We start from the raw sequence: 18,122 nt of genomic DNA, 5'->3' as shown, positions 1-18,122 counted from the left end.
GGGAATAGCCTTGAAAGCACTCAATATATTGGGCCATAGCCAAGCGGTAAGGCATCAGACTTTGACTCTGACATTCCCTGGTTCGATCCCAGGTGGCCCAGCCAATATAAAAATTACGAAGCAACATTTCTACGAGATGTTGTTTTTTGTATTCACTAGGGGTTGTTGTCAAGAATAACGTAATAACTTTGGAAGATTTGCTCAAGGCTTGTTTTCTTGACGGAATTTCTAAGTTAGATGGTTCAGTATTAGGATTTTCAAAAACAATAAAATGTCTAGGATTGTGGCTTTAAGGTTTCTATCAGGACAACACTCACTGCCCTTAGAAAAAGATGAGGAGTTTTTACAAGACAGAAACCTACAAAAATAGTAATCAATTTCAACAAGAGCATTTATTAAAATGGATGAACTTGCTGAAAAAATTGATAGAATCGACATATTGAAGAATTCCCCCCTACTAAGTTATCAAACTTAGTAGGGGGGGAATTAAAGAACTTATACAGGCTTATTGATAAGACAATATAGGAAGTGATATAAATTATGAAAGGGGTTTCTTTCTAATGAAGGTATGATAGAATAAGATTAATATAATTATAAAAGAGTAAAAAATGAAGAAAACGTGTATATTTTGTTTGTAGTTATATTTTTATTCTTAGTAATTACTCCAGAAAGTGCTGTAAAAGCAGCACATTTCAATGGATATGGGAACCAGTTTACATATAGAACGACTGAAAGGAATAATATAGCTATGTGGTACGGAAGTTCCACAAAAGGGACAGACTATGAGTCAGCCATGAATTCTGCCAGTTTAGGTTGGTATAAACCTCGTGTTGATGGAAATTATCAAGACCAAGGATCTCTACTCTGTACAGGATCAGAAAATACTTTATATTATCATGAAGTGAGTGATTATCAAGAAGCAGATGTAGAATTTTATGCCGAGTTTCTAGATCATTCATATCATTATATTAATGGTAGTGTTTATCCTAAAAAAAGTGGTTCAGAAAATAGAATGAATGTTTATGATGCGACGTTACATCCTATGATTATGCTGTTTTCAAGTTAAATAAAAGAATAATGGATGGAAAAAATCTATGGTATGGAGTTGGATCAAAACGAACTGTTGCAGCTCTTGAATTAGGACATGTTTTAGGGTTGGCGCATCCAAATAACGAGTGGCCGCGAGGAACTGTTATGGCACAGCAAGCATAAGGAAGAAATGTAATTGGTCCATCATGTCTCGATCATCAATCAGTAAAAGTAAGGTGGTAAAATATGAAAAAATTAGTAATTATGATTTTTGCATTGGTTCTGGTTACAGGTTGTACAAGTATAGAGGATAAAGTAATCAAAGAAGTAACAAAAACTTTATTTGTTTCTGATGTTGATATTAATTGTTCTGATATCTTTCCAATAATCGTTGATTATGCGATCGATGTATCAGACCCAGATGTATTGACTGAAACCTCTCCATTTATAGTCAGTGGTACAATAAAAAACGTGGAAAAAGTTGATATTAATAAAGAAGGTTTTATAGAAACAACATATTCAGTTGAGCTTGACGAAATCTATAAGGGAGCCATTAATACCGACGAAATTGCAGTTATTGTACCTGGAGGTCAAATGACTTTGGGTGAATACATTCAAAAACTTGATGAAATGGGAATATATGAAATGGTTTCTTCAACTAAAAGTGATGCGTTCTTAGAGAAAAAAGGAATAAAAAAAGAAGATGTAATTGACCCAAGAGAGCAAGACCCCAATAAAATAATTACACATAATTTTGGAACTAATCCTACAAGCAGAAGTTTCATTGAAACAAAAGAACCCGAAAAATATGTATTTTATTTAGTAGAGCATAAAGGTGTCTATGCAGCGTTATCATTTGACCATGGGATGAAGTATATAAAAAATGGGACTGTGTATAGCGTCATAGAAACAAATGAGGCAACAAAACCTTTTGAAGAAACAAAACTAAGATAACGTGCCAAAATTGATATGCTAAATCGTGTACAAAAATGCAGAAAGAGAAGTCATAATAACTACACATTCTCAATCAGGGTTGTCCAACATTCCTGATTCGATCCAATATAAAAATTAGAGCGAGTTTGGTTAACGAACTCGCTTTTCATTATATCTGTAGTAAATTATTGGCACTAGTATAACGTTAAAACGATCGGTGTAGCTAAAACCAACGTTTTATCATTTTTTCTAGAATAAAATCATATGTTATAATTGTCATCTTAGTACTAAAATTTCTAAAAAATTTAGCGTTTGTTCGAAAAGGGATACCATGATTTGATCGCAACGAAACGTAGTTATGATTACTTAAGCATCAAATGACCTGGGGGTGGGATTATGCATTATTCTAGAAATATCAGCACTGAGAACCTAATTAAGGTAATCGCTTTAGTTGACTCGGGATATTTACCGAAGACTGGAAGTAAACGCTGCTTTGTAAAGTACTATAATAAAATCCTTAGAGGCGAAGGCTTCTTTAACATCGAAATCGAGTGGAATATCGTAACCCAAGACTCTTTTACTCTCAATCTTTTTTGGGATAATCAGAGTGCTGATAATGATTTTGAAGTTGCGAACAAACGACTAATTTTTAAATCATTTGTCTCAGAAAAAACTGTTTTATCGTGGAGTCACGATGTCTTAACGATTAAGAACCGGGGCGGTAATGATTCTGTTTATCACGTATTATTCAATGATGACTTTGATCTTAGTGCGAATTATTATGAGTAGTTGACGGGAGGCAAATCTATGACAGATCATGAACATGCAATTGCCATTCTTATTCTTACCTTAAAGCAAATTAAAGGTATTGGAAACAAAGCGGTTATCCGTATTTTACAGAGAAACAAAGTTAAAATAGCTGAAGTCGAAGCGGTAGATGTGGAGTTTTTAGAAACACTGGATATGTTGAATTACCTCGATAAATCAGACATGAACGAAAATGATTGGGATCAATTCTTGAAGGTATCTCATCAAGTCGTTAATACTGCAATTTCTAATGGAATTCAAATCATTCATTGCTACATGAAGGAATACCCAGCGAGGTTAATGGTAAAGCGGAGTAAACCAGCATTATTATTTTGTAAAGGTGATGTATCGTTACTAAGTTCAGAAAAAAATGTAGCGGTTGTAGGAACGCGTCACCCAGATTCATACAGTTTTAAGTATGGCGTTCGCCTCGCGGAAAGACTTGCTTCGAAGGGCTATGTCATTGTAAGTGGTCTAGCAATCGGATGTGATTCAGCTGCACATCAAGGTGCTCTCAATGTATCTGGAAAGACCATCGCCGTATTACCGACACCTTTGGATGGAGAAATCTATCCAAAAGCAAATCGCGATCTTGCCGAGGGAATACTCGTCAAAGGAGGACTCCTTGTATCTGAGTATCCACCCGGCATTCCTTTGAAGGAGTATGACTTAATTTCTAACTTGAAGGCGCGTAATGAGTGGCAGGTAGGTTTGAGTAATGGTGTCATTGTTGTGGAGGCCAAAAGCAAAAGTGGTACGAGGGGTGCGATGCGGTTTGCGACGGAAAGTGGCACACCTTTGGCGGTAATTGATTATGAGCCTCATTTTGGTGCGGGTTTTCTATCAGAAGATCGATATAGTGCAAATGTTGAGTATATAAGGAATAACTTAGCGGATTCAATTTTTGAATGGAATGCAGTTGAGGTGTTTATGTCAAAGATGCAAGGTTACTATACCAATTTGGTTAAAGAATCTAGAAATAGCTTAGATGCCGAAACATTTGAAGATGTGACCCAATTTCAACAAATAAAATTTGAAAATATGTAACTATTAAGAAGTAATGTTATTATTCAAACGTAATCTCATTGGGATTGACGTATTCAATTGGATATATCGTTACGGACTGATCTTTAGACGAAACAATTGCATGTAAAATGCTGCTATATATTTTAATTGAATTTATAACAGTACATGATAAATGTGCTCCGAATTTTGAGTAGTACTGGATATGGTGTGATGAGTAAAAGACAAATTGTTGATCAATGTAAATCATTTCTGATTCGAGTGAATATACTTCTCTATCTAAGGTTATTTTTTCGATAAATTGTCCGGAATGTGAATAAATGTGTATTTCGTCTTGATTTGTAGGTGATTGAACGTCAATCCAGCCTTCCTCCTTTTCACGGTATAAGAATGCAACATTTTTCTGGTCGATAAAGCATGCCGGTCTATTCAAATGTTCAAGCATTGTACCAATACGAGTTTCTGCTTCTTTGGGTGCATTTGGGTACATTTCGACATCAATGACTTTTAATGAATCGATAGAACCCCAATCCCAACCACGACTCAAAATGTACTGATTATCAGAAGAAATGCTCAATTGACCCCAAAAATAGTCATATTCATCATTGTTCACATTTAGGGGTAGTTGTTGCATTGCATGAGTTCCCATATTCGCATCGAATAGATTTTCAATTTCCTGTAAATCTATAATATGCATTGAATTCCAGGCTGTAGTTGTCCCAATATAGTGTTTCTGTTCACGGTTGAAAAGGACAATAGGATATTTACAATGCTGCAGCTGATAGTCACTCCTTTGAAAATCATAGATATACTTTTTATGGATGTTTACAACGCGTGCAACGTCACCAAAATCATTTGCAATGACAAATACCTCGTCGTGTACATAGATTGTTGCTGGCTGCGAGCTATCCAGATTTCCACACGTAGACTTTCGAAAATCAGTATCGGTCATAACATTTATTCGTGTATGTGTTGTAGTATTATAGAGAAGAATCTGTCCGGATGTTGTAAATAGAATTGCAAGTTCGGGATTAATAAAGTTTAAACAAGTGATGGAATCTTCGATTTGAAAGTCTAAGGTTTTTTTCATTTGTGCACTCCTTAATGCTTTTGTTATAAATATTGTACACGAGTATAAAGAGCCCTGCAAAACATGTTGGAATGAAGAATTCATAGATTGTGTATTGAACGGATTCATAAACTATATGAAGGCATAGTGCCTCGAAAGATTATATAGAGCGTGACTAAACCGCAAATAGACATAGAAAGAGGTAGCGAAATGTGTATTATCGAAGTTAAAACAACTGCTAAAGAGAAAGAATTGATCGAAAAATATGCCAGTCGAAATGGTATGACCGTCAGTGCATATATCAAAGAAACTGTATTAGCAAGAATTGAAGATGCATATGACAATGAAATGAGTGATAGTGCGTATCAAGACTATTTAGAAAAAGGAAAAGAAGCGACATCACTTGAAGATTTGATGGACGCCAATGAGTAGTAGAAGATGCTGCAGTGCGATAATTTCCAATTAAGACAATAGAATTTATTCGTTTTATCAATGTTATGAATTTATGCTCGTAAAGTCAATTTTATGAGTTTTAAAAGATGGTGCTTGACTATAAAGTAACTTTATAGTTTATAATGCAAATCATCTGAAAAGATAACAAAGATAACATGGCACGTTACCCTTTCCTTTGACTAACGCGTGTAGTCAAAGGAATATTTTAGAGCCGCGAGTGTATGAGCACTCGCGGCTCTTTGTCATTTTTGGAGGTTAGGTAAGTGAAAAAAGAAGTTATTGGAACGCCGATTAGATATATACACGATGGCGATATTGATTTTGAATTTTTGTATGAAAGAAGTATTGAAGGACTTCGTCATATTGTAACGTCGAGTATGGGAGATACGTCATGGGTGGATGACATCGTACAAGAGGCATATATTAGAGCGTTCCAAAGAATAGAAGACTTAGATACGCTTGTTGTAGAAGTTTTTTGCAAGTGGATTCATCGGATTGCATTGAATATTGCGAATGACATGTATCGGAAGAGAAAAGTTTTAAGTTTTTCTGACATTGACGATCTCATGGTCTCAAAGACTTTGAGTAAAATGCCTGTGGAGTCTCGTGATCCATCAAAATTAGCAAGTACAGAAGAACGAAACAGAATGATTCGAAATGCTGTTAAAAGGCTTTCAAAAAAGCAACGTGAGGTTGTATATCTATTCTATTTTAGAGATTTGACGACTAAAGAAATAGCACGCAAATATGCAGTGTCTGAAAGTACAATTAAAAGTCGACTGCGATATGCGCGTGTTAATCTTGCCAAAACTTTTGAAAAGTTAAAAATAATGAACGCTATTGAATGGGATGCGTATTAGGAGGACGTAAAATGTATAAAAAAAATCGGACATTGATACGAAATGGCATTATTAAGGAATTTAATGAAGGTAATTATGCCAGCCCAGGATGTCCATATGGATATATAAAGAAGAATAGAAAACTCGTTGTTAATGACCATGAAGCAGTCATAGTTCGACTCATTCATTTCTTGTACTTAGAAGACAATGTCACTCAAAAGGATATTGCAATATACCTTAATGCAAACTTTAGGCAACGCAAATTTTGGACAATAAAGAGAGTTCATAAAATTCTTCAAAATAGTGTGTATATCGGAATTGTTGAACGAGAAGATTTACAGATGTCTTTTGCACTGCCGGATGCGAGAATTGTATCAAAATCCGTAAAAACCAGTGTAATGAAGAAGTTGACACGTAAATCGAAGTAAAGCAATAGTAACGATACAGTAAAACTAATTGAGGGGGCTGTACGTCTTATTAATGAGCCCAAGGATAGAAAGCACGCTTGAGGGAATCGATACATGTGCAAAAGAATTCGATATTCAAAAAATGGGTGTTGACTATAAAGTAACTTTATAGTTTAAGATGGCATAGCAATATTTTGCGAAGGAGGAATAATATGAAATTAATTATGCAATATATTAAAAAATACAAAGGATTATTCTTCTTCAATATTGTGGCAATTATCGCATATTCTGTAACTGAACTCGGTATGCCTACAATCATGGGGAAGATGATTGATGAAGGAATCACATCAGGAAGTATTGATTTAATTCGTCTACAAGGATTGCAACTCTTGGGAGTAGCACTGATCGGTGGCTTAGGAAATATACTACTAGTCTATACAGCAACACGAATTGCGACTCGTATGACAGAAGATATTCGAAACGATGTTTTTGAGAAGACACAGCAACTTTCCCATGCAGAGTACAATAGTATTGGTGTCTCATCGTTAATTACACGTATCTCTAATGATGCCTATCAAATTCAATTATTTGTGCAGATGCTACTCAGAATGGGTTTGAATAGTCCTATAATGATTTTTGCATCAGCGATTTTGGTGTACAAGACAAGTGTTCCGTTAGCGTTAATAGTTGCGATTAGTGTTCCGTTCATTCTATTCATAATAATTACAACAGCTATAAAGTCGAATGTTCTAAGTAAAATCCAACAACAACTTATGGATACACTGAATCGAATTACACGGGAAAATATTACCGGGGTTCGTGTCATACGTGCATTCCGTAAAGATGACCATGAAACCAAACGATTTAAGGATATCAACGATAAGTATACAGCAGTATCAAAGAAAATTTTTCTCCTTATGACAAGAGTCGAACCTCTCTTTTTCTTCGTATTAAACATAACTTCCGTAGTGACTGTTTTGATTGCTTCCAAAATGATTGATTTGGGCACGCTAGAAGTTGGTGATCTTGTTGCTTTTATAGAGTATCAATTCCATGCACTGTTCTCATTACTGTTGTTCTCTACAGTGTTTGTGATGTATCCACGTGCTATTGTGAGTGCAAAACGTATCCAAGAAGTACTCGATATGGAAATCTCTGTAAAAAATAATCCAAATTTGAATATCAAGGATCATGGTAATAAAATCGAATTCAATGACGTAAGTTTCGCATATCCAGATGGTAGTTCCAATGTTCTTTCCAATATCAGCTTTTCGGCAGAACAAGGCGAAACGGTTGCTTTTATTGGATCAACGGGTTCTGGTAAATCTACGCTTATTAACCTTTTAGTCCGATTCTTTGATGTCACATCGGGAAGTGTTGAAGTCAATGACAACGACGTTCGTGATTATGATATCTATGAGCTACGCAAGAAATTTGGGTTCATCCGTCAGAAGGCTCTTTTATTTAGTGGTAGCATTAGCGAAAACATCCGTTATGGAAGACCGTTGGCTACTTTAGATGAAGTCAAAGAAAGTGCAACACTCGCAGCATCAAGTGATTTTATTGAAAAGCGATCAGCACAATATGAGTCTTACCTAACAGAAGGCGGAAGTAACTTGTCGGGCGGTCAAAAACAGCGCCTTTCTATTGCTCGTGCATTGGTACGTAAACCAGATGTGTATGTTTTTGATGATAGTTTTTCGGCCCTAGACTACAAAACTGATGCAACAATTCGAAAAAACCTGAAAGCGATAAGTCATGATTCAATCGTTCTAATTGTAGCGCAGCGAATTAGTTCGATAATGGATGCTGACCAAATTATCGTCTTAAATGAAGGAAATATGGTTGGAAAAGGTACTCATCAAGAACTGATGAGAAACTCAACTATCTATAGAGAGATTGCGAAATCTCAACTAAGTGAAGAGGAGTTAAATGAATATGAAAGTATTTAATGGAATTTGGGCAATCATGAAGCCTTATAGAATTAAATTATATGCTGCACTTGTTGCAGTAATTATCGCAGGGATACTTACAGCTGCAGCACCTGCGATTGAAGGAATGATTACAACTCAACTATCAAAAGATATTATAGCTGCGAAATCAACAGTAAGTAGCATCCAAGTCAACTTCAGTTTTATTTACAAAGTGTTAGTGGGACTCTTATGTGTATACTTACTTAATACATTGGCCCGATTATTATTGCAATGGCTTCTTACTGAGGTAATTCAATCCTCAATTTATGATCTAAGAATGTCTGTGAAAATTAAAATGGGTCAGCTTCCAGTTCGATATTTTGACGCTCATGCTGCTGGTGATTTAATGTCTCGCATGACTTCTGACATTGAAGTTCTTTCGGGAGCATTGCAACAAGGTCTTGCTCAAGTGTTGCTAGCAATCCTCAGCCTTATCTTTGCAATCATCATGATGTTTGTGATAGATACGAAAATGGCATTAATCGGCATCACTATAATCCCTATTACAGTGTTTTTTAGCCGGCTTGTTATCCGTAAATCACAACCATTGTTTGAACGACAGCAACAAGCGCTTGGTGTTGTATTCTCAGTTGTACAAGAAAAACTTACTGGATATAATGAGATTAAGTTGTACAACTACCAAGAAGCAACGATTGAGTCATTTAATGCCGCTAATAATGATTTGTGTGAAGCTGGGTTCAAAGCAAATTTTGTTTCAGGTCTTATGAATCCTGGAGTTACACTTATTACTTACATTGTGATAGCCGTAGCTGTTTTTTTGGGTGCGATTAAAGTGGCACAAGGTGTGATGGTTGTTGGTGCATTACAGGCATTTGTTCGTTATATTTGGCAAGTTAACCAACCACTCGCACAAATGACGCAACTCGCTCCTACGTTGCAATCGAGTATGGCAGCCGCTAAACGTGTCTTTGATTATCTTGATGAAGCTAATGACATCGTTGATGTCCTTGACTATCGAGAAATTGAATCGTTCTCAGGTGCTGTATCCTTCAATGACATTTCGTTTGGTTATGGAACAAAACCAATTATCAAGAATGTTAGCGTAAACATTGAAGCAGGAGAAATGGTGGCGATTGTTGGACCAACTGGCGCGGGAAAAACAACAATAATTAACTTACTGATGCGTTTCTATGATGTTGATGCAGGTTCTATTTCAATTGATGGTATTGATATTCGTAATATGAAACGGGATGATCTTCGTTCGTTATTTGGTATGGTGCTTCAAGATACGTGGTTATTCAAAGGAACAATCAAAGAAAATATTGCATATGGTAAACCAAACGCAACAGATGCGTCTGTGGTTGATGCTGCAAAACGTGCAAATGTGCATCATTTTATAACGACACTACCAAACGGCTACGAGATGATTTTAAATGAGGAATCTTCCAATATCTCAAATGGTGAGAAGCAACTTCTGACCATCGCTCGTGCCTTGCTATGCGACCCGAAAATAATGATTTTGGATGAGGCAACCAGTTCAGTGGATACCCGACTTGATGCCATGATTCAAGAGGCGATGGCAACGCTGATGAAAGGAAGAACATCATTTGTTATTGCTCACAGACTTTCAACTATTCGCAATGCAGATAAGATTCTTGTTATGCGTGATGGTAACATTATTGAAGTTGGCAACCATGATGCCCTTATGCAACAAAAAGGATTCTATGCTGATTTGTATAATAGTCAATTTGAGAGTTAAAAGAGTTCAAGGGCAGCTGATGTGACGATTTAGTATGATAATTCGATGCGGAAAGGAAATAGTTATGAAAGAAAAAATATATGATGATATAGAATTTTATACAGCATATAGCTCCATGTTACGGTCGGAAAAGGGTCTTCTGGGTGCTGGTGAATGGCATGCATTGAAGCCACTTTTACCCGACTTTACGAATAAAAGCGTCTTGGATTTGGGTTGCGGATTTGGTTGGCATTGTCACTATGCAGTGCACATGGGGGCGAAGTATGTAGTTGGTGTCGATGAATCTGAAAAAATGCTGCGGAAGGCAGAAGTGATTAACTCGGACCCACGCATAAATTACAGGCAGGAGTCAATTGAATCGAGTCATTTTGACAGTGACACTTTTGATGTGGTGATGAGCTCGCTTGTGTTTCACTACTTGGCTGATTATGCAACGATTGTTGATCGAATCTATAATTGGTTGAAACAAAACGGAATGTTAGTCTTTACGGTTGAACATCCGGTTTTCACATCGCACGGCAGTCAAGATTGGATTTATAATGAAGATGGCGAAATTTCTCATTTCCCAATAGACAATTACTATTACGAAGGACTTAGAGAAACACAATTTCTGAGGAAGTCTGTAATCAAGTACCACCGAACAGTAGTGACATACATACAAACATTAATAGATAAGGGTTTTACGATTAAGCATGTTGTGGAGCCTAAGCCTGATCTAAATCTTATTGAAACAGAAGGAATGAAAGATGAAATGCGTCGCCCAATGATGTTCATAATTACAGCTCAAAAATAAGCGACACTTGAATCAGCACAGTCTGAATCAGATTCAAGAATATAAAAAAACCGAAAGTAAGTCATTTTTCGCCGCGTTTCGGTTTTTTTTTATTGTTTTTGCGTTGGACTAATCATACGAACGCTCTAAGGCTTGTGTAGAACATCTAAAAGAACCCCCTAAGCTTCGTGATATTTTAAAATCTATAAGTTCGACAGTAATTCCGTGGTCACGAAGTTGTCTTGCGATATACTCAAATTCTGGATCCATGATGTAAACTGATTCGGAGATAGGCAAGCCATTTACCGCAAGTTTCGCGACATCATCAAGGGGCACAATAATCTTATCAAAAGAATCAAAGTAAGCAGGAACACCATCCAAAAAGGCCTCTTCGCTTATAATGATTAGATGATCATTGACAATGCTTAGGGCACAATCAAGATGCAGTACATGAGGGTGAAGCTTGACGTGGATAACTTCGTAGTTGTCTTTTCTCAAATAGTTTTTAAGCCACTGGGCTCCGCCTTCGTTAGAAGCGAGTCCAGACTCCCCGACAAAAACGGTTTTGTTGTGGACCAAAACATCCCCACCTTCAAGAAACGGCCCTTTAGTTGAATGTATTCCATCAGACAAATCTGCACATGGAATTGAAAGGTAGGAAACTGTATTCTTCGATGAAAAGTCAATCAAAATATCACGTATCGGGAGGATTTCATGTTTACGATGTTGAAAACGCATGGATCCCTCGATGATGTGATTACCAACGGTGAAAAAAGGATCGCGAACAAAGAAGTTAGAAACACCATGTGTTGTATTGCTTTTTTCTGTGTCTGTGAGTTGTCGCGGTCTCTTAACAGTTACGCCATATTTTTCAAGAACATTGCAGAGATTTTCGCGTTCTTGTTCCCATTGTTTTTGTCGCATAGGAAATACATCAGCATAGTTACGACCATCGACGTCGTTTTGTGAATAAAGTTCAAGTATGTCTGATTCAAGGAAATCATCACCATCAGTTGAAGGGATTTGTGGGAAAATAAACTCTGATTGCGCTACGATGACTTGTTTTAAAGGAGCATACTCACTGGTTACATTGATTGCTTTTTCTAAGTTTTTCATAGGAAAACTCCTTGTCTATGAAGCAATTTTATCAAAGGTTTTTTAAAACTTCAAGGTAAATGACAGGGTATATTAAAGAGATAATTTGGTATGTTTAATATTGTGATTTTTATGGCCAAATGTAGATCTAAGACAGTGGTTAAACACGTCTTAAGGCCTATTTATACAGTTAATTTTTTCTTTTAAAAGCTACAAAAACCGCTTGGCGAGGAGCGGCTTTTGTTTAAGTGAAGCGCGGTGTATTTAGGCTATTTACCCGTACGAACATCCTGATAATACCATTGAAGTGCACGGTGTTCAATTGCCTTGACAAGATCGTCTTTTCCATCGCCGTATGAATCAATGTCGTTTGGAAATTGTGATGCCAAATGCTTCTTTAATTCGCCATAAGCATCACGATCATTTTTATGCTTTCGAAGGTAGTCTCTAAAAATCAGATGACGTTCAATATCATAAAGATTAGAGACATGGAATGCATGAATCTGATGTGTACGATTGTCGCCGCCTTTGCGATAGTAGCGCCGTCCAGGCATACCAAACTCACCCATTACCTCATACCCTAACTTTTCAAAATCTGTTTGCATCGAGTCCAAAGCATCCAAGTCGGATACAACAAGCAAAATATCAATGATGGGTTTAGCAGCGAGTTGGGGTACGGAAGTACTTCCAATGTGGTAAATTTGAACCAAATTGTCCTCCACAAGTTGTTTGATTTTGAAAGACTCCAGTTCATAGTCAACAGGCCATTGTTTATTATATGGTTCAATAATTATATTCATAAAGATCTCCTTATCGGTAGTGTCTCTGAATTAATGGATAATCTCCTTTCTATCATTAATTCGATTACATCATTATATCTTGTTTTGATAGAATCATGCAATTGATAATATTGTCATCTAAAACGATGTCATTAGAAATTTGTGTAGTCTCTAACGACATCGTTTGTTTGTGGTATTAGTGAGTATTTGTTTCAGAAAGGTTTTGCTGCATGAATTGCATCATCGTTTCAAACATCTCTTGCGATGGCTTTTTACTGAGGTCAAAGAAGTAATCATGATTCAGATTTTCGTGACTTCCTGTCCAATAGACACTTGTAACGGGGATCTTGTTGTCGCGTAATTTTAGATCGAATTCGAAGGATTGCGCTTCTAAGGGGTCAGCGTCTCCGGCTGTAATAAAGGTAGGCGGATAGTGGGCATCAATGTTGTAGACGGTTGATAACTCGCGAATACGGTCATATTCTGTATAGTGTTTCTTTCCAGTATAGCTCCACGCAAACATACCAAATCCTGGAAAACCTGCTTTGCCTACTGAATCAAAGTTATAGACTCCGTTTAAAAGTAAGAGTCCCTTAAGTTGTGACGGTTCGATATAGGATGTGACAGGAAAATTGCTTTGTAAATCAGGGCGTGTAGTAATCGCGGCAATCTGACTCGATAATTGTGCGCCTGCTGAGTTTCCACCTATAAATACATTCGCAGTATCAATGTTGTAGGATTCTGCGTTTTGGTTTAGATAACTAAGGGCTTCAAGAGCTTGATGAACCGGTGTTGGATAAGTATACTCAGGTGCCAGTGAATAGTCTAAAGACGCGACAACATATCCACGTGATGCAATAAGCTTCCCTAATGACTCGAGTTGTGTTGAATCGCCTAGAATCCAACCTCCACCATGAATAAAGAAGACAAGTGGCTTCGTTTGATTGTTGGGGATATCATAGATTGTTATTTTTGCATCTGGGAAGCCATCGACAGGAATTGATAGTGGTTCTTGGGCTACGACGTGAGCGATATCATTTTCGTAAGGTCCAAGAGTTATGGCATTTTTATTTTGACTGTTAAATGCACGAAACATCATGTCAAACGGCCAAGGTGTCACTTGATTCACGACGAAAACTGCAAGTATCATTGAGATTACGACTCCCCCAACGATGTATCGAACTTTTGGTTTCTTTTTTTGTTTGTTATCCATGAACTCCATGCTAAATCTCCTTTATGCCAATGACATGATATAAAACGTGAACAAATGTCCTTCAGTGCCCTTCTGATTACTTCAATATTCTTTATCATAATCTTATTTTAGTTAAAATACTATGACAATCCGATGAATTCACACTATTTGGATTGTATCAATTCATTTGATAAAAAATGGTTAAAGTGGTATTGACTCATTAAAATGTGAGTAAAATAAAAAGGCAACCTGTACTCGTACAATTGTCCATGGATAATAATTACAACTAAGAGGTGCTTTCTTTGTGAGTAAAAAACAAAGTATTCGCCAGAGGTGAAGTGGCAGGCAATCTAATTGCGAATGGAAGGATATAGTGTAAGAGAAATTCAAAAAGGGCTCAATATTAAGAATGGAAGTTAAGTATACACATGGTGGTATTAGTATCTTAAGGATGAAAAGCATCGATTTGATCAACTAATAGGAGAGCAATATAGCTATGGTCATGGACCTGAAGGGAAAAATTCAGAAGAAATGCTTAAGATTTAGAACAGCATTCTAGAAAATCAAATCAAGCTTTTAAAAAAGTACAACGAGATGGAAAGATTGTGGTCAAAGAAGTATTTATAGAACTCGTAGAAAATTATAAATCACAAATACCTATCAAGGATATTTTACGGCTATTTACTATTCCAAAGTATACCTATTATCAATGAAAACAATCAAACCTTTGAATGTTTCTTCTTCCAAGAACGAATTATTGGTCACCAATAAATGTAAAGATACAAACTTTGCATATGGTGATCGAAATGAACTTTAAAACAATGAGACCTTTAGAGAAACCAGTCACTGATGTTACGTACTTACCTTGGGGTGAAAAAACGATATCCGTATCGTCTACATGGATTTATATGTTGACGAAATAATTGCATTTATACATGAGGATAAACAGAATTTTGTTTTTGTATTAGATACATTACATCCATTACGAAACCATACGATTCTTATATCTTACATAGCGGCCAGGGATCCGCATATACATCTCAAAGTTATCAAACTGCGGTCTAAAGAAAAAGCATTACCATGAGTATGTCCAATAAAGGAACACCCGTAAATAATGCTTCAATCGAGTCGTTTCATGCCGCACTAAAGTCAGAAACGCTCTATAGACTTTTAGAACGCAAGAGTACTAATGAAACGATAACATAAACTGTGCTAGAACATATCAACCATTACAATACGAAAATAGACAAGACTGGGATTCATGCCAACAGTCCAATATAGTGAGTCAGAAATCCCAACTGAATACTTCTTTTTATCAAAGTCCAACTTATCTAGGTCACTTCCAAAAGATACCAGATTATTCTAACATAACTGGTATACTGCCATTAAACTCGAAATAGTTACGGTTGGAGTGGACTCTAATGTTTGTGTCATTAACACGGTATGTTCGTCCATATGAGTCTTCATCGGTGAATTTGTAATCTAAACTCAAATAGGACATTAGATTTGCAACCATACTTTCCAAATCCAAGAATCTAGTTTCTGAGGATGTAATTGACGTATATAAGGGGACATCCAACTCATCATCAATAACAATTGTACCTTGAACATCTTGATATACAAAGTTTACATGCCAGACTGTTTGCCCTTTTTTTGATGCTTGGATTGGCAAATTTATGACCGTTGCACTGTAAATGATGATTTCTTTTGAGTTCGTGACTTTTTCATTAATAATCAGATTAAGAATTTTTCCTACAGATATGGCAAAGAAATCCCGCATGCCCTTATTTGGTTCATCATACCAAAAATTTTGTGATACCATGTAGGACGTTCTATTGTCAACATCACGGTAGTTAGTCAGTTTATCGGTAAGTGAAAGCATATTTAATGGAGCCTGATTATCCACCTGGAAGTTAGTGTTCATTCTGGTTCTTGTCCAAATAAAATGGGGAGCATAAAACCCAATTCCGACAACACACACAAGAAACAAGAGTGCAATTTTAAACTGATGTTTCTTCATGAGATACTCCTTTCAAAATAATGGTGACCGTAGTTCCTTTACCAGGTTCACTGCTTGTAATAATAGTACCATTATGTGCCTCAACGATTTTTTGAACAATATATAATCCGAGACCTGTACTGGTTTCTTGGGATTCTAACTTTCTGATTTTGTAAAACGGTTCGAAGATTCGTTTGAGTTCTTTCTCATTCATTCCTATACCATTATCAATGAAGCGTAGTTCATATTGGTCCTTGTCTTTGTGAATTCCAATCATTCGAATTGTACTCGCGGCAGCTTTGATGCTATTGGATATTAAATTATGGTAACACATAAGTATGAGTTCATAGTCCGCGAGTATAAAGCCGTCCTCTAATTCCAAAATCATTTCACACTGCGGGTAAGGTTTTATAATTAGCGCTAAATCTTGACCAATCGTAGAAATATCAATTGGTTCAATTTTGAGTAAGTTTTGGTCGGTGCTTTGTAGTTTCATTAGGTTGACTGAAATATCTCTGAGTCGATATCCTTCTGTTTCAATATATCCCAACTCTTGAAGTGCTGATTTGTTGTCAGAGTACTTCAGTTGAATCAATTGTGCATATCCAATAATGGACGTGAGAGGAGTTTTAATTTCATGAGCAAAATTAAGCAAGAACAGTTCTTGCAGTCGTTGCTTCTCTTCGATATTTTCAATGTAAGTAGTGATTTCTGAATTCATTGTGTTGAATGCTTGGATAACTGGTGTGAACTCATCTTCGGTGTTAGATTCTAAGATAAAAGTACGATCCTTTCGAACATGTTCAATTCCTTTAGCAAGGGTATTGATTGGGTTTATTAAGAATTGTACGATTATGTATGAGACAATCATGGCAATTACGATAAAAACAATTAAGCTAATTCGATAATATTGGTTCATTTTTCCAATATAGTCATTCATGGGTTCAAGGCTATGAAAATATACTACTTTCAATTTTTGGTTACTCGTAAATTGTGAAACCATTATGTACGTTCCATCTTCTACTGTTTTCGCATGTTTCAATTCATCTGCAGGGATTTTCATAAATAAGTCTCGATAGTATGGTGACTTAAATTTTTCACTTGCATAGATGGTACTCCCTTCGATAATGGCAAGTTGTGATGCATTTTTGATGGTAGTATTGTTGCTAAAGAAATTTACATAGTCATCTTCAATGTTTGATACTTGAACCATTTGTGAATTTAGAACACTCAAAGCATTGTTAAAGTCAGTTTCCGCAAGAATCATTTCCTTTTGGATAGCGTTATGATTAATGAATACCAGAAAAACGGAACCAAAAACAACGAACCCGATAACGATTGCACTAGCAATTGTGAAAAACATTTTCTTAAAATACGTCATCTTATACCAACTTGTATCCTAATTTGTAGACAGATAATATATTGTTCTTAAGATCCAATTTCTTCCGTAATCGTTGAATATGGAGATCCAAGGTTCTGCTTTCATAGCTCAAATCATCACCCCATATTTGTTCATATAAGAAGCTTCGTTTTAACGTCATGTTTCTGTTTTGAATGAGCAGCACCAATAATTCAAATTCTTTGGATGTGAGAGGAATTGGGATTCCCTCCTTAAATACTTCATGAGCAGTAATATCAACACTAATTGTTTCGTACTGATAGATTTCTGCTTTTCCCTTTACACGCCGCAATAGAGCACTTACACGGGATTGCAATTCTATTACGTCGAAAGGCTTGGTAAGATAGTCATCTGCTCCAAGTTGGAGTCCTTTTGAAATATTTTCGCTCCCGATAATTGCGCTGACAATGATCACGGGAAGATTATTCATATCAATGTGTGAAAGAATATCCATTCCATTCATGTCTGGTAACATTAAATCGATAATCACTAAGTCAAGCAATGTGGATTGTAGTGTTGTAATTGCATCAGTTCCATTACTCACTGAAACGACTTCAAAGTTGTTGATTTTTAATGATTCCACAATCAAGCGATTAATGGATACATCGTCTTCTACCACGAGTATACGCATAC

General features: G+C 36.3%; 18 protein-coding genes and 1 tRNA gene. 12 read left to right on the top strand and 7 right to left on the bottom strand.

The window, feature by feature from the left end; all coding sequences use genetic code 11:
* Positions 1-29 precede the first annotated feature (29 nt).
* The 6 genes from GVV22_RS04210 to GVV22_RS04190 all read left to right on the top strand — a co-directional run bounded on the left by GVV22_RS04210 (position 30) and on the right by GVV22_RS04190 (position 3,816).
* Positions 30-104, top strand: a tRNA-Gln gene (locus GVV22_RS04210).
* 524 nt (positions 105-628) lie between these two features.
* Positions 629-1,066, top strand: coding sequence for a hypothetical protein (locus tag GVV22_RS04205; RefSeq protein ID WP_159648913.1), 438 nt, complete (start codon positions 629-631; stop codon positions 1,064-1,066).
* An 11-nt stretch (positions 1,067-1,077) separates the two neighbouring features.
* The gene (locus GVV22_RS11110) at positions 1,078-1,212 is read left to right on the top strand and encodes a hypothetical protein (protein WP_268890710.1); all 135 of its coding nucleotides are present in this window, start codon (positions 1,078-1,080) and stop codon (positions 1,210-1,212) included.
* 63 nt (positions 1,213-1,275) lie between these two features.
* The gene (locus GVV22_RS04200) at positions 1,276-1,983 is read left to right on the top strand and encodes a hypothetical protein (protein WP_159648912.1); all 708 of its coding nucleotides are present in this window, start codon (positions 1,276-1,278) and stop codon (positions 1,981-1,983) included.
* A 375-nt stretch (positions 1,984-2,358) separates the two neighbouring features.
* Positions 2,359-2,751: a hypothetical protein gene (locus GVV22_RS04195; protein WP_159648911.1), complete on the top strand. Its 393-nt coding sequence runs from the start codon at positions 2,359-2,361 to the stop codon at positions 2,749-2,751.
* Between the two features lie 18 nt (positions 2,752-2,769).
* Positions 2,770-3,816, top strand: coding sequence for a DNA-processing protein DprA (locus GVV22_RS04190; RefSeq protein WP_159648910.1), 1,047 nt, complete (start codon positions 2,770-2,772; stop codon positions 3,814-3,816).
* Between the two features lie 19 nt (positions 3,817-3,835).
* Here GVV22_RS04190 and GVV22_RS04185 read toward each other — a convergent pair whose 3' ends face one another.
* Positions 3,836-4,882 carry a hypothetical protein gene (locus GVV22_RS04185; protein WP_159648909.1) on the bottom strand — a complete coding sequence of 349 codons (1,047 nt, stop codon included), beginning with the start codon at positions 4,880-4,882 and terminating at the stop codon, positions 3,836-3,838.
* Between the two features lie 189 nt (positions 4,883-5,071).
* Between GVV22_RS04185 and relB the strand changes: the two genes are divergently transcribed.
* From relB to GVV22_RS04155, 6 genes are all read left to right on the top strand, one after another.
* Positions 5,072-5,293, top strand: a complete 222-nt coding sequence (gene relB / locus GVV22_RS04180) for a type II toxin-antitoxin system RelB family antitoxin (protein ID WP_159648908.1) — start codon at positions 5,072-5,074, stop codon at positions 5,291-5,293.
* A 284-nt stretch (positions 5,294-5,577) separates the two neighbouring features.
* Positions 5,578-6,174, top strand: coding sequence for an RNA polymerase sigma factor (locus tag GVV22_RS04175; RefSeq protein WP_159648907.1), 597 nt, complete (start codon positions 5,578-5,580; stop codon positions 6,172-6,174).
* 11 nt (positions 6,175-6,185) lie between these two features.
* Positions 6,186-6,581, top strand: coding sequence for a recombinase family protein (locus GVV22_RS04170; RefSeq protein ID WP_159648906.1), 396 nt, complete (start codon positions 6,186-6,188; stop codon positions 6,579-6,581).
* Positions 6,582-6,772: 191 nt separating this feature from the next.
* On the top strand, positions 6,773-8,512 hold the full coding sequence (locus GVV22_RS04165) for an ABC transporter ATP-binding protein (RefSeq protein ID WP_159648905.1): 1,740 nt from the start codon (positions 6,773-6,775) through the stop codon (positions 8,510-8,512).
* Positions 8,493-10,253, top strand: coding sequence for an ABC transporter ATP-binding protein (locus tag GVV22_RS04160; RefSeq protein WP_419178507.1), 1,761 nt, complete (start codon positions 8,493-8,495; stop codon positions 10,251-10,253). The genes GVV22_RS04165 and GVV22_RS04160 overlap by 20 nt, the downstream gene beginning before the upstream one ends.
* 64 nt (positions 10,254-10,317) lie before the next feature.
* On the top strand, positions 10,318-11,046 hold the full coding sequence (locus tag GVV22_RS04155) for a class I SAM-dependent methyltransferase (RefSeq protein WP_159648904.1): 729 nt from the start codon (positions 10,318-10,320) through the stop codon (positions 11,044-11,046).
* A 108-nt stretch (positions 11,047-11,154) separates the two neighbouring features.
* On the opposite strand, the gene GVV22_RS04150 is transcribed toward GVV22_RS04155, so the two are convergent.
* The 6 genes from GVV22_RS04150 to GVV22_RS04125 all read right to left on the bottom strand — a co-directional run bounded on the left by GVV22_RS04150 (position 11,155) and on the right by GVV22_RS04125 (position 18,120).
* Positions 11,155-12,141 (bottom strand): dimethylarginine dimethylaminohydrolase family protein, encoded by a 987-nt coding sequence (locus GVV22_RS04150; protein WP_159648903.1) that lies wholly within the window; start codon positions 12,139-12,141, stop codon positions 11,155-11,157.
* Between the two features lie 248 nt (positions 12,142-12,389).
* Positions 12,390-12,920: a GrpB family protein gene (locus GVV22_RS04145; protein ID WP_159648902.1), complete on the bottom strand. Its 531-nt coding sequence runs from the start codon at positions 12,918-12,920 to the stop codon at positions 12,390-12,392.
* 175 nt (positions 12,921-13,095) lie between these two features.
* Entirely contained in the window at positions 13,096-14,121 is a 1,026-nt protein-coding gene (locus GVV22_RS04140; protein WP_159648901.1) for an alpha/beta hydrolase, read from the bottom strand.
* A gap of 1,327 nt (positions 14,122-15,448) precedes the next feature.
* The gene (locus GVV22_RS04135) at positions 15,449-16,111 is read right to left on the bottom strand and encodes a hypothetical protein (protein ID WP_159648900.1); all 663 of its coding nucleotides are present in this window, start codon (positions 16,109-16,111) and stop codon (positions 15,449-15,451) included.
* Positions 16,092-17,471, bottom strand: coding sequence for a sensor histidine kinase (locus tag GVV22_RS04130; protein WP_159648899.1), 1,380 nt, complete (start codon positions 17,469-17,471; stop codon positions 16,092-16,094). Before GVV22_RS04130 ends, GVV22_RS04135 begins: the two co-directional genes overlap by 20 nt.
* A gap of 1 nt (position 17,472) precedes the next feature.
* Positions 17,473-18,120: a response regulator transcription factor gene (locus GVV22_RS04125; RefSeq protein WP_159648898.1), complete on the bottom strand. Its 648-nt coding sequence runs from the start codon at positions 18,118-18,120 to the stop codon at positions 17,473-17,475.
* Between the last annotated feature and the right edge of the window lie 2 nt (positions 18,121-18,122).

The organism is Erysipelothrix aquatica (assembly GCF_009828825.1).
Taxonomy (GTDB): Bacteria; Bacillota_I; Bacilli_A; order Erysipelotrichales; family Erysipelotrichaceae; genus Erysipelothrix; species Erysipelothrix aquatica_A.
Note: the sequence above shows the minus strand (reverse complement) of the source record. Positions and strands in the feature narration are given on the sequence as shown.

What these genes read in the sequence shown, in the direction of transcription:
- GVV22_RS04135 (WP_159648900.1), bottom strand. Translation starts at nt 16,111, where the DNA reads ATGAAGAAACATCAGTTTAAAATTGCACTCTTGTTTCTTGTGTGTGTT.
- GVV22_RS11110 (WP_268890710.1), top strand. Translation starts at nt 1,078, where the DNA reads ATGGATGGAAAAAATCTATGGTATGGAGTTGGATCAAAACGAACTGTT.
- GVV22_RS04145 (WP_159648902.1), bottom strand. Translation starts at nt 12,920, where the DNA reads ATGAATATAATTATTGAACCATATAATAAACAATGGCCTGTTGACTAT.
- GVV22_RS04130 (WP_159648899.1), bottom strand. Translation starts at nt 17,471, where the DNA reads ATGACGTATTTTAAGAAAATGTTTTTCACAATTGCTAGTGCAATCGTT.
- GVV22_RS04200 (WP_159648912.1), top strand. Translation starts at nt 1,276, where the DNA reads ATGAAAAAATTAGTAATTATGATTTTTGCATTGGTTCTGGTTACAGGT.
- GVV22_RS04195 (WP_159648911.1), top strand. Translation starts at nt 2,359, where the DNA reads ATGCATTATTCTAGAAATATCAGCACTGAGAACCTAATTAAGGTAATC.
- GVV22_RS04165 (WP_159648905.1), top strand. Translation starts at nt 6,773, where the DNA reads ATGAAATTAATTATGCAATATATTAAAAAATACAAAGGATTATTCTTC.
- GVV22_RS04190 (WP_159648910.1), top strand. Translation starts at nt 2,770, where the DNA reads ATGACAGATCATGAACATGCAATTGCCATTCTTATTCTTACCTTAAAG.
- GVV22_RS04150 (WP_159648903.1), bottom strand. Translation starts at nt 12,141, where the DNA reads ATGAAAAACTTAGAAAAAGCAATCAATGTAACCAGTGAGTATGCTCCT.
- relB (WP_159648908.1), top strand. Translation starts at nt 5,072, where the DNA reads ATGTGTATTATCGAAGTTAAAACAACTGCTAAAGAGAAAGAATTGATC.
- GVV22_RS04170 (WP_159648906.1), top strand. Translation starts at nt 6,186, where the DNA reads ATGTATAAAAAAAATCGGACATTGATACGAAATGGCATTATTAAGGAA.
- GVV22_RS04155 (WP_159648904.1), top strand. Translation starts at nt 10,318, where the DNA reads ATGAAAGAAAAAATATATGATGATATAGAATTTTATACAGCATATAGC.
- GVV22_RS04185 (WP_159648909.1), bottom strand. Translation starts at nt 4,882, where the DNA reads ATGAAAAAAACCTTAGACTTTCAAATCGAAGATTCCATCACTTGTTTA.
- GVV22_RS04125 (WP_159648898.1), bottom strand. Translation starts at nt 18,120, where the DNA reads ATGCGTATACTCGTGGTAGAAGACGATGTATCCATTAATCGCTTGATT.
- GVV22_RS04160 (WP_419178507.1), top strand. Translation starts at nt 8,493, where the DNA reads ATGAATATGAAAGTATTTAATGGAATTTGGGCAATCATGAAGCCTTAT.
- GVV22_RS04140 (WP_159648901.1), bottom strand. Translation starts at nt 14,121, where the DNA reads ATGGAGTTCATGGATAACAAACAAAAAAAGAAACCAAAAGTTCGATAC.